We start from the raw sequence: 11,824 nt of genomic DNA, 5'->3' as shown, positions 1-11,824 counted from the left end.
ATCATTTAATACATAAAGCGATTTTTAAAACGTAATTGATCAAATTGCTGAATAGAGTTAGGTTGTATTCTTTTACCGATTTTGGCCATGAGACAGTTTGCTGGATGAGAACTAATTTCAGGTTCATCTGTAGCGTACCACTCTAAACCACCAGCATTCATCATTTTTTCCATTACTTTTCTATATTCCCAGACATTTAAACCTGAGCCTTTTAAATCCCAATGCCAATAGTATTCTGTTGTGATAATGATATAATCTTCCATTGCATCATCCATCATTGAAACCTTCAAGAGATTTTTACCAACAGAAAAACCTCTGTATTCAGGGGCAACTTCAATGGCTCCTAATTCAATTAGCTCTTCCATATTACCCTCAGACCATCGTTCTAAAGGATCTGGATAAAGGTAAGTTACATATCCAATAATCTGGTCATTTTGTCTAGCGATAATAATCCTTCCTTCAGGTAAAGCCGCTATTTCGATCAATGCCTTTTGCTGTTGCTTAGGCTGACGAAAAGCAACTAACCCTTCATGGAAATCATATGTAGCAAGTTTTTCAGGTGAGATAGGACCTTCAATAAAAATACTCCACGTTGGTGTTTTTATTTCTTTTGCATTATATGTTTTAGGGTGTTTCAATAAGGTCACCGCCTTTTAATATTGTGATGATCAGATAGTAAACTAGTTTTGGTTTAGAAATTCTACACTTTCATTATAGACCATGATAAATGATGGAATCATCCATAGAAACCTGACTTATGTAAAAGCAGATTATTGCTGTTATTCTATTATTATACTAAATGCAGTATAAAATAAAGCGTTTACAATATAATTTAGTAAATATATGTCTCAAAATTGTGAAAAGTGAAATATTGTAATATAATAGGAATGTAAAATGTTACATAAGGGGGAGTAAATAATGAAATTGGAAGCGTTGTCACCGACAAAGGGGAAATTCAACTTATCAGACTATGATGCTGCTTATGCATCCTTTGATTGGAATAAGGTAGAAGAGAACTTTACATGGTCAGAAACAGGTCGGATTAATGCAGCTTATGAAGCAATTGATAAACATGCAGAATCTCACCGTAAAAACAAAATTGCTCTTTATTATCGCGACCCTGAACGAGAAGAGAAGTATACATTTAAAGAAATGAAGGAACTTTCAAATAAAGCTGCAAATGTTTTAAAAAACAAGGCTGACGTTGAAAAGGGAGATCGACTATTCGTCTTTATGCCAAGAACACCAGAATTATATTCTGTTATTTTAGGAGCAGTTAAACTAGGTGCTATTGTAGGACCATTGTTTGAAGCGTTCATGGAAGGAGCAGTTAGAGATCGTCTTGAGGATAGTGATGCTAAAGTAATTGTAACTACACCAGAACTATTGAAAAGAGTTCCTGTAGATGAGCTGCCTTCATTAAAGCATGTTGTTGTTGTTGGGGAAACAACTGATGACTCACAAATTGATTTCTTACTAGAAATGAAAACAGCAAGTAAAAATATTGATATTGAATGGGTAGAAAAAACAGATGGATTATTGCTCCATTACACTTCTGGTTCAACAGGAAAGCCAAAGGGTGTTTTACATGTACATCAAGCCATGGTCCAACATTATCAAACTAGTAAATGGGTCTTAGATTTGCAAGAAGATGATGTATACTGGTGTACAGCAGATCCTGGTTGGGTAACAGGAACCGTTTATGGAATATTTGGTCCTTGGTTATCTGGAGCAACGAATGTTATTGTTGGAGGAAGATTCAAGCCAGAATCCTGGTATAAAACAATCGAGGATTATGGAGTAACTGTTTGGTATAGTGCCCCAACAGCATTCAGGATGTTAATGAGTGCTGGAGATGAGCTGGTTAAGCAGTTTGATACAACCTCATTAAGACATGTTTTAAGTGTTGGTGAGCCGCTAAATCCTGAAGTTGTTCGTTGGGGAGTAAAGGTATTTAATAATCGCATTCATGATACATGGTGGATGACAGAAACAGGTGCACAGACTATTTGTAATTATCCTTGTATGGAGATCAAGCCAGGATCTATGGGTAAACCGATTCCTGGAGTTCAGGCAGCCATTGTTGATGACCAAGGTAACGAGCTTCCACCATACCGAATGGGGAATCTGGCTATTAAAAAAGGCTGGCCATCAATGATGCATACAATTTGGAATAACCAAGAGAAATATGAATCTTATTTTATGCCTGGAGATTGGTATGTATCAGGTGATTCCGCTTATATGGATGAAGAGGGGTATTTTTGGTTCCAAGGTAGAATTGATGATGTTATTATGACATCTGGAGAACGTGTTGGTCCCTTTGAGGTTGAAAGTAAATTAGTTGAACACCCAGCAATTGCAGAAGCTGGGGTAATCGGTAAGCCTGATCCAGTTAGAGGGGAAATTATTAAAGCGTTTGTCGCATTGCGTGAAGGGTATGAGCCATCGGATGAGTTAAAGGAAGAAATCCGCTTGTTTGTAAAACAGGGTCTGGCTGCCCATGCTGCTCCAAGGGAAATTGATTTCCGAGATAAGTTACCAAAAACAAGAAGTGGTAAAATTATGCGGCGAGTTCTTAAAGCGTGGGAACTTGATTTACCAACAGGTGATTTATCAACGATGGAAGATTAACAAAACCAATAAAAAAGAGATGTTCGCAAATTAAATGAACATCTCTTTTTTATTGGTTGTTTATTTTAAAAAGAAAGGAAAAAAAGTTTTTCTTATTCTGTAACTGGTTCTGGTGCTGAATCAGATGGTGATTGTGGTGAATCTTCATTTGTATCAGGTTTTTGAGAAGTTTCTTGTTTGTTTGGCTTTTGATCTTTAGGTACGGTAGGTTTAGGTTTTTCTTCTAAATAGTCTCCTACCTTAATAATTGAAGAAGGAGCTGATTCGTTTCCACCAACGTCTACAGCAACGATATAATATGCAGCTGGTGTACTTCCAACTGATACTGCTAATGAATCTGTTGATAAAACACTAGCAACTTTTCTAAAGTTTTTTGAAAAGTTTGGAGCTGCATATATTCGGTAGCCTAATACATCGTTATCACCATTTGCACTCCAACTAATTCTTGTACCGCTAGCAGAAACACCACTAACTTGTCTTGGATTTGAGCCATTATCAGATATTTCCTTACCTTCAGTAATTACTAGATTATCCCAGCGTACTGTCTTAGGTAATAGTTTTCTTAAATCAATTAAATTACTGATATCATGTTTTTCTAATATTTCCTTTTTGAGCATAACACCTTCTTGGACAAATTCTGATGGTGCTGAGGCAGGTACCTTGTATGCTCTATCTTTTACAAAAACATATTTGCCTCGAGTTAAGCTATCGTCAACCTTATTTGGTACATATTTAGCATTAAAAAGATCTGATGCGACTAATCCAGCACTTCTACATAGATCAGAAGGTAACTCTCCTGTTAACGCACAGTAAGAACGCTGGACGATACCACCTGGCATTTCAAAACGGTTTTTAGGTGCTAATAACTCTGGCTCTACATCGTGTGCCACATTCATTAACTTTGCCCATAGTAGAATATTTCTTCTACTGTATGACATGCCCTTATAGTTTTGCTCTAATGACTTCGGAGTATCATACCCTATCCAGGTTCCGAACGTTACATTTGGGTTGGTTGCGACAAACCATGCATCCTTATAATCCTGTCCAGTTCCGGTTTTACCAGCCCAATCTGCACTAAATCCTAAATAGCCATTCAAAGAAGTAGCAGTACCACTATTAATGACATCCCGCATCATATCAATAGTTAAGTATGCAGTTTGAGCTGAGAACACATCATTTTCTACTTTTTCATGTTGATAAATAACTTGACCATCACTATTCTCAATTTTTTCTATGAGATAAGCATCAATAAACTTTCCTTGGTTGGCAAATGTTGCATAGGCATTAACATTTTCTTCTACTGTTACACCATCTGTCATAGCACCTAAACTAAGAGATTCGATCCCGTAATCAGCTTTATTCAAACTTGTAAATCCCATTTTTTCTAGATAAGAAACTGGATTTTGGTCTAATATATTCTTATACGTTTTTACGGCGGGAACGTTGTAGGAATATTTGAGTGCCGTTCTAGCACTTGTCAGACCATGGTAGCCACCGCCATAATTTCCTGGATTATAGCCGGATGCAATTGGCATATCTGCTATGACTGAACCTGGCTGTGATTTACCTAATTCCATTGATGGAGCATATACTAGCAATGGCTTCATAGTAGAACCATTAGGACGTTTTGAATCAGTAGCATGATTAAGATTTTCTCGCTCGAAGTCACGCCCACCTACAAAACTTATAATTCTACCTGTACTATTCTCAATTAACACCCCACCAACCTCGACAGGCTCTTTAATCGTTATCTCTTTCCCTGTATCTGGATCAATTACCTCTTCAGGTTTGTCACTGCCATAATATTCGTAATTATTAACAACATCCTGCATTTTATCGTAAATTTCTTTATTGATTGTTGTATGAATTCGATAGCCGTTTTGTCTTAAATTCACATCGGCTAGTGATCTATATTGTGCATCTAACTTCTTATCCTTCTTTAAGTCTTCCGCCGTATAGCCATCTTCTTCTGCTAATTGAACTTTAATAATCTCTTTTGCGCGATCTTCAACTTCATATGTTAAATATGGGTACTGATCAACAGATGAAGGTTTTTTCGCGACTAAATTAGCACGTACATCAAATGCAAGTGCTTCTTCATATTCAGTTTGATCAATATAACCAGCTGAGAGCATGCGGCTTAAAACTGTTTTCATTCGAGTAATTCCCGGATCAAGTTCTTCTTTTACTTCTCCTCCATTATTTGAAAAAGGTGTATATCCGAAAGGACTCTGAGGTAAACCAGCTATAAAGGCAGCCTGTGCAATCGTTAAATCCTTAGCAGGAACACCAAAAATTCCTTTTGCTGCAGCTTGGATTCCGGCAATATTTTTACCATTTGAATTTCGACCAAAATCAGCAACATTTAAATAAGCCTCGAGTATTTCCTCTTTCTCGAAGAATTTCTCTAAACGAAGAGCTAAAAGAATTTCCTTTGCTTTTCGATCAAATGATACTTCATTAGTTAAAATTTGATTTTTAATCAATTGCTGTGTAAGTGTACTACCACCCGTTTGAACAGATGCGTTTGTAAACTCTTGAAAAAGGGCTCGAAGTATTGCTTTAGGGACAACACCCTCATGCTCATAAAACAATTCATCCTCTGTAGCGACTACAGCATTAATTACATGTGGTGAAACATCACTTAATTTGACTTCTTCCCGCTCGATATCAGTGTTTAATTTACCCAAGTGAACATTTTTATCAAAGTATATGAGTGAAGTCTCTTCGTAGTTGTATATATCCCTTTGCATATCTTCAAAAGATCGTATTGGCTCGTCCTTGACTAATGAAGCAAAATAACCAGCACCAACCCCCCCAGCAAAGCATAAACCAATTAGTCCTATGACGAAAAATAGCAATAAAAGATTTCCTATGACGTTATATGATATTCTAAGACCTTTGGTTATATCTTTGTTAAAAGGTGAGAAGCGCCTATTTGTTTTATCCTTTTTATCCATTTATGCAATCCCCCCAAACCTAACTTATTATACCATAATAAAGTGAGGAATTTGTATGGTTTTGTCAACAAGAAGTTCTAATGTATTGTTTCTCCTATTGACTTTCATAAGTGTTTATGGTTAAAATTGCTTGTAATTATAACTAAATATTTAAGCTTTGATTGGAATAAGTAGTAGAAATCTCCCTGTTTTAGAGAGCTGATGGTTGGTGGAAATCAGTACAAAGGTATTCTATGAATTACATCCATGAGCATCTTTTTTGAAAAGGATAGTTCCCTAGTAGAAAAAGACGGATTATCCGTTAAATAGCCGAGATAGAAGTAACTTAGTTATTTCTAAGTAGGGTGGTACCGCGATTATTTCGCCCCTTCAGTGATGAAGGGGCTTTTTGTTGTTTTGTACATTACGTTCATTATGGGCACTATGTTGAAAGAAGCTATTACAATAGTTGTTTGACAATTAGAGAGTCCTTTGATAATTGCTCTTTTCTAAAAGATTGTTGCTAATTTTACTGTGAACATTGCTGTTACCTTGAAGTTCTAAAAGCGACAAAATTCGCGAAAATAGCCTAGCTAAGAAACATCTTGAAATTTAAATGTGTGTAAAAGGAGGAAAAATAATGAGTGATTTATTAAAAGATTTAAAATTCAGAGGGTTAGTAAACCAAATAACTGATGAAGAAGGACTTGCAAAAGCTTTAGAAGAAGGGGAAATAAAACTGTATTCTGGATTTGACCCAACTGCTGATAGCCTTCATATTGGGCATATGCTACCTGTTTTAACTTTAAGACGCTTTCAACTAAATGGACATCATCCAATCGCACTTGTTGGTGGAGGGACTGGATTAATCGGTGATCCGAGTGGTAAGAAGGCAGAGCGCACTTTAAATACAGCTGATATTGTCCAGGATTGGTCTAATCGAATTAAAGAGCAATTATCTCAATTTCTTGATTTTGAAGCGAGTGATAACCCAGCAATTATTGTTAATAATTATGACTGGATTGGTAGCTTGGATGTTATATCATTTCTTCGTGATGTTGGGAAAAACTTTGGTATTAACTATATGCTTGCAAAGGATTCTGTTCAATCACGCATAGAATCAGGTATTTCCTTTACTGAGTTTAGTTACATGATTTTACAATCATTTGATTTCTTAAAGCTGTATCAAAATAATGGCTGTAAACTTCAGATTGGTGGTAGTGATCAATGGGGGAATATTACAGCGGGCTTAGAATTAATTCGTAAGTCAGAAGAAAATTCTAAAGCTTATGGGTTAACCATTCCACTTGTTACAAAAGCAGATGGAACAAAATTTGGTAAAACAGAAGGTGGCGCTATCTGGCTAGATGCAGAAAAAACATCTCCTTATGAATTTTATCAATTTTGGATTAATACAGATGATCGAGATGTAGTGAAATATTTAAAATTCTTTACATTCCTATCACACGAGGAAATTGAAGAGCTTGAAGGTGAAGTTGCATCTGCACCTGAAAAACGTTTAGCACAAAAAGCGCTAGCTGAAGAAGTGACAAAGCTTGTTCATGGTGAAGCGGCTTTACAGCAAGCAATTAAAATCTCTGCTGCATTATTTAGCGGTGAAATTAAAGATTTAACGGGCAATGAAATTTTAGAAGGCTTTAAAGATGTTCCGACAACAGAAGTGACGGAGGGGGAGATTGGTTTAATTGATCTACTTATCCAAGCAAAAATTGCACCTTCTAAACGTCAAGCTCGTGAAGATATTACAAATGGAGCAATTTATATTAATGGTGAACGTATTCAGGATTTAGAAAAAATCATTTCTAGTGATGATAAAATTGATGGGAAATTCACTGTTATCAGAAGAGGGAAGAAAAAGTATTTCCTGATCAAATACATGTAATGTGCTCTATTGAACAGGGGAATGGATGAAAGTCCTTCTCCTGTTTTTTATTTTGTCGTGATAAATCTAGTCTTAGTTCTTATAAAATAAAAAACCTGTACCAAAATTGGCACAGGTTTTTTGTAGCTATTAACGAGAGTAGAACTCAACGATAAGAGCTTCGTTAATTTCAGCAGGTAGTTCAGAACGTTCAGGTAAACGAGTGAAAGTACCTTCTAATTTATCAGCGTCGAAAGTTAGGTAATCAGGTACGAAGTTACTTACTTCGATAGCTTCCTTAACGATATCAAGGTTGCGTGATTTTTCACGTAAAGTGATAGTTTGACCAGGTTTTACTTGGTATGATGGAATATCAACACGTCCACCATCTACTACGATATGACCGTGGTTAACTAATTGACGAGCTTGACGGCGAGTACGTGCTAAACCAAGACGGTATACTACGTTATCAAGACGAGAATCAAGAAGAATCATGAAGTTCTCACCATGCTTACCAACCATTTTACTAGCTTTATCAAATAAGTTACGGAATTGACGCTCATTTACACCATACATATGACGAAGCTTTTGCTTCTCTTGTAGTTGTAAACCATATTCAGAGATTTTTTTGCGTTGCCCTGGACCATGTTGTCCTGGAGCGTATGGACGCTTTTCTAATTCTTTACCTGTACCACTTAATGAAATTCCTAATCGACGAGAGAGTTTCCAGCTAGAGCCTGTATAACGAGCCATGCTAACTCCTCCTTTATGTTTTTATTTTTGCATAAAATAAAAACCAGACTGACTATACAATTCTGCACATTTTGTTTTCATGTATCCTCGCTCCAGCAGCATAGAGTTACTCGATACACCTCCTTATTTACCAAGGGGAACAAAATGAAATCACAACTGCTACATCAATAGGCTGCATATTTTATACACAACGAATATTATATGACTTAAAACATATTAAGTCAAGAATTTTTCTGACTATCTATTTTTTAGTGTTTTTTAAGAGTTCAGGTAAAATAATTTTATCCATAAATAAGGTCTTATTGAAGGTCAAAAGAATATATGTCAAAGATAAAGTTAATTATAATTCAATGGACAATCTGTATTTTCTTTCTACTATTTATGTGATGGTTTTATGTTATAATAAAGAGTAAATATGGTATTATTTTGTAACTTAATTAGTGTGGGTGATTTTTGTGGGTAGTCAATCAGTTGAAAAGACAATTAAATATGCTTTTTTTAATTATTTAAGTGAAAATAATGAAAAGCCTTCTATTAACGATGTAGTAGAAAATCTTACAAGTATACTAAAGAATGAACTGTCTATTCAGCACGTAGTTTTCTATCTATATAATAAAAAGCTAGATTACCTTACACCACTTGACAATCGTGATCTTCCGTCAAAATCTTTACCACACAGTTTCATATACGGAGAAGTATTTCAGCATGAAGGAACATCTTTTATTCCAATTATGCAGAAAGATCGTTTGATTGGAGTAATAGAACTAGCGGATATAAATGAAACTCTAGCAAATAAAGAGCTGACAGAAGTAGCTAAAGCATGTTCTACCTTTTATTCTTACTGTATGAATTTAGTTTCTGTAACTCAAAATGATCAAAAATATGAAGAGTTGTATCGTATAACAGAAAAATTTCATTCTTTAATGGACAAAGATGATGTATTAGTTGAATTGATATCAACACTGCAAGCATTGTATTCAGAATTTATTTTTTATCTATTTTTATCACATGATAATGAAAATCACCGAAACTTACCAATTAAAGAATTAGGTTTTGATCATCAAGATGGTAATGAGCTTGCAATGGAAGCATACGTAACGGGGAAAGTTACAGTATCAAACCAAGATGAGGCAAATCAAGCAACTATATATTCACCTTTAAAGGGAAAACAGGGTGTGTATGGTGTTTTACAAATAGTCGCAAATAATGGCGTTGAGTTATCAGATGAAAATAAAAATTTCATTGTTATGCTTGCAAATACAGCTGGGACTGCATTAGAAAATGCTCAACTGTACGATCAGTCTAAACGATTAATAAAAGATTTACAGCTTATTAACGAAACATCGCATCGATTAAATAAAAATTTAAGACTTACAGATACAATGACATATATGTCTTCTAGAATTATGGAATCATTTGATGCAGATGAGGTAGGTTTTTTCTATATTAATCCAGATGGGACAATTCAGATATTCCCAGGTAGTACTAAATTTTTTAGTTCAGATGAATTACAAATTTATCTTGATTATATAAAGGGGAAAATTGAGAAGGATTTAGAGGGCTTGTTCATTGGGGATATTTCAACATACCTTTCAGGTGCAGAGTACTCTTCAATAATGGCTGTTCCAATGGTGCAAAGTGATAGTCTTAAGGGTTGTGCTTTAGTCATGCATAAAAATCCCTATCATTTTTCGTTCGACATGTTTAAGCTGCTTCAATCGTTAATTCATCATTCAACACTAGCTTTAACGAACTCACTTCTTAGAGAAGAGCTTGAAACTTTAGTTAAAACAGATCATTTAACACAGCTACATTCTAGAAATCATATGAACAATCGTATTGAAAAATCAATTAAAGTTGATCGTCAAGGTACATTTGTTTTGATAGATATTGATAATTTCAAAATGGTGAATGACACATATGGTCACCAAATTGGTGATGATGTACTTATACAAGTTGCTAACATAATTCGCAATAATATTCGTGAACAAGATATAGGTGCTAGGTGGGGTGGAGAAGAGCTTGCTATTTATCTGCCACATGTAGATTTGGAAGCCGGGATAGCAATTGCCGAAAGAATTGTTACTCGTGTTAGAGAAGATACAACTCCAGCCATAACTGTTTCATGTGGAGTTTCATATTGGAATGCTGAGAATCAGTATAATTTTGATCAACTATTCAAAAAAGCGGATAATGCACTGTACGAGGCGAAAAGTCTGGGGAAAGATCAAGTCATTGTCCAATCGGATACAAAATAGAAAAAGGATGACAATTTGTCATCCTTTTTTGCTGTTCTTAAAGATTGATGCGTTAACTGAAACGAACATATGTTACGAAATTTTAAAGATATTGAATTAATACATTTACAAATTCTTCTAAAAATGTTTGATCTTCCTCGTCGAATCTATTTTTAATCGGGCTATCAATATCTAAAACCCCAAGTAATTTACCTTCTTTAACGAGTGGAACGACAATCTCTGAGTTTGATGCTGCATCACATGCGATATGTCCTGGAAACTCATGCACATCTGCTACACGTTCAGTTTTTAAATTAGCAGCAGCTGTACCACATACACCTCTGCCAACTGGAATACGAACACAAGCAGGTAAGCCCTGGAATGGTCCTAGAACTAGTTGATCTTCCTTCATAAGATAAAAGCCTACCCAATTTATGTTATCTAGAAATTGATTTAATAATGCAGATGCATTAGATAGATTTGCGATCTGATCTTCTTCACCATCTAGTAGTGCTTTGAGTTGATTAAGTAATAATTGATATTGATCTTGTTTATTACCATTGTATTTTTCGACATGAAACATGAATATTACCTACTTTCAGCTATTTAGTTACAAAACCTCATCAAACATTGTCGAGCGAATGATAAAGGATTCTTCTAATTCGAATTGAATTATTACATAAGGAGGTGAGTGTGATGGCTCAAAAAGTGTTAAAAGATACAAGACAGAAAATTCTTACTGCTGCGATTGAACTTTTTAATTCAAAGGGTTTTACTGGAACATCAGTTAGAGAAATCGCCAGTAAGGCAGACGTAAATGTAGCTCATATATCTTACTATTTTAAAGGAAAAGGTGGCTTACTAGAATTTCTTGTTTCTTATTACTATGAAGGATATATTAAACTAATAGAAGATAATTATTCTCTTCTCCAATATAGTAATGTCCACGCAGTATTAAGTAAGATTATTCTAGATATATTAAATTATCAACATGAAAATCGTCAACTTTCAAGATTAGTATATCGTGAAGTGACGGTTGATTCGATCTTAATACGTGAGGTTATGACAACATATTTAACAAAAGAGAAGTACTATATTAAGTCTTTATTTGAACAAGGAATTAAAGAAGGTTATTACCGCAAGGCCTTTATTCCACATTTGATCATTCAACTTCGAAGTCTTTTGCATACGCCATACCTACAGCCACAATACATGAGTGAAGTGCTGCATATTCAGTCACACGAAGCTTATTTTGTTCATCAATATTATAAAGAGTTGAAAATTTGGTTAAATTCATTGCTAATCGAAAGCTATTCAAGAAATGAAAAAATAGCAGTTATTCGGTAGAAATGTAACGAATACTTTAAAAAAATTGGAATAAA

8 protein-coding genes and 1 other annotated feature are annotated in these 11,824 nt (G+C 34.9%); of the genes, 4 read left to right on the top strand and 4 right to left on the bottom strand.

What is annotated here, in order from left to right:
- Nucleotides 1-5 precede the first annotated feature (5 nt).
- On the bottom strand, nt 6-638 hold the full coding sequence (locus FS935_RS14380; RefSeq protein WP_146949337.1) for a GNAT family N-acetyltransferase: 633 nt from the start codon (nt 636-638) through the stop codon (nt 6-8).
- Nucleotides 639-918: 280 nt separating this feature from the next.
- Between FS935_RS14380 and acsA the strand changes: the two genes are divergently transcribed.
- Nucleotides 919-2,631 (top strand): acetate--CoA ligase, encoded by a 1,713-nt coding sequence (acsA, locus tag FS935_RS14375; RefSeq protein WP_146949336.1) that lies wholly within the window; start codon nt 919-921, stop codon nt 2,629-2,631.
- 92 nt (nt 2,632-2,723) lie between these two features.
- Here the strand turns inward: acsA and FS935_RS14370 are convergent, their stop codons facing one another.
- Nucleotides 2,724-5,591: a transglycosylase domain-containing protein gene (locus FS935_RS14370; RefSeq protein WP_146949335.1), complete on the bottom strand. Its 2,868-nt coding sequence runs from the start codon at nt 5,589-5,591 to the stop codon at nt 2,724-2,726.
- A gap of 148 nt (nt 5,592-5,739) precedes the next feature.
- Nucleotides 5,740-5,963, top strand: a binding site (T-box leader).
- Between the two features lie 247 nt (nt 5,964-6,210).
- Between FS935_RS14370 and tyrS the strand changes: the two genes are divergently transcribed.
- Nucleotides 6,211-7,473 carry a tyrosine--tRNA ligase gene (tyrS, locus tag FS935_RS14365; protein WP_146949334.1) on the top strand — a complete coding sequence of 421 codons (1,263 nt, stop codon included), beginning with the start codon at nt 6,211-6,213 and terminating at the stop codon, nt 7,471-7,473.
- A 129-nt stretch (nt 7,474-7,602) separates the two neighbouring features.
- Here the strand turns inward: tyrS and rpsD are convergent, their stop codons facing one another.
- On the bottom strand, nt 7,603-8,205 hold the full coding sequence (rpsD, locus tag FS935_RS14360; protein ID WP_146949333.1) for a 30S ribosomal protein S4: 603 nt from the start codon (nt 8,203-8,205) through the stop codon (nt 7,603-7,605).
- Nucleotides 8,206-8,660: 455 nt separating this feature from the next.
- Here rpsD and FS935_RS14355 point away from each other — a divergent pair, with 455 nt between their 5' ends.
- Nucleotides 8,661-10,463 (top strand): diguanylate cyclase domain-containing protein, encoded by a 1,803-nt coding sequence (locus tag FS935_RS14355; protein WP_240050914.1) that lies wholly within the window; start codon nt 8,661-8,663, stop codon nt 10,461-10,463.
- An 82-nt stretch (nt 10,464-10,545) separates the two neighbouring features.
- Here FS935_RS14355 and FS935_RS14350 read toward each other — a convergent pair whose 3' ends face one another.
- Nucleotides 10,546-11,025, bottom strand: a complete 480-nt coding sequence (locus FS935_RS14350) for a free L-methionine (R)-S-oxide reductase MsrC (RefSeq protein ID WP_146949332.1) — start codon at nt 11,023-11,025, stop codon at nt 10,546-10,548.
- 113 nt (nt 11,026-11,138) lie between these two features.
- Between FS935_RS14350 and refZ the strand changes: the two genes are divergently transcribed.
- Nucleotides 11,139-11,789: a forespore capture DNA-binding protein RefZ gene (gene refZ / locus FS935_RS14345; protein WP_439116658.1), complete on the top strand. Its 651-nt coding sequence runs from the start codon at nt 11,139-11,141 to the stop codon at nt 11,787-11,789.
- Nucleotides 11,790-11,824 lie beyond the last annotated feature (35 nt).

It is taken from the genome of Metabacillus litoralis, assembly GCF_007994985.1.
Lineage (GTDB): Bacteria > Bacillota > Bacilli > Bacillales > Bacillaceae > Metabacillus > Metabacillus litoralis.
This window is presented reverse-complemented; position numbering and strand designations above follow the sequence as displayed.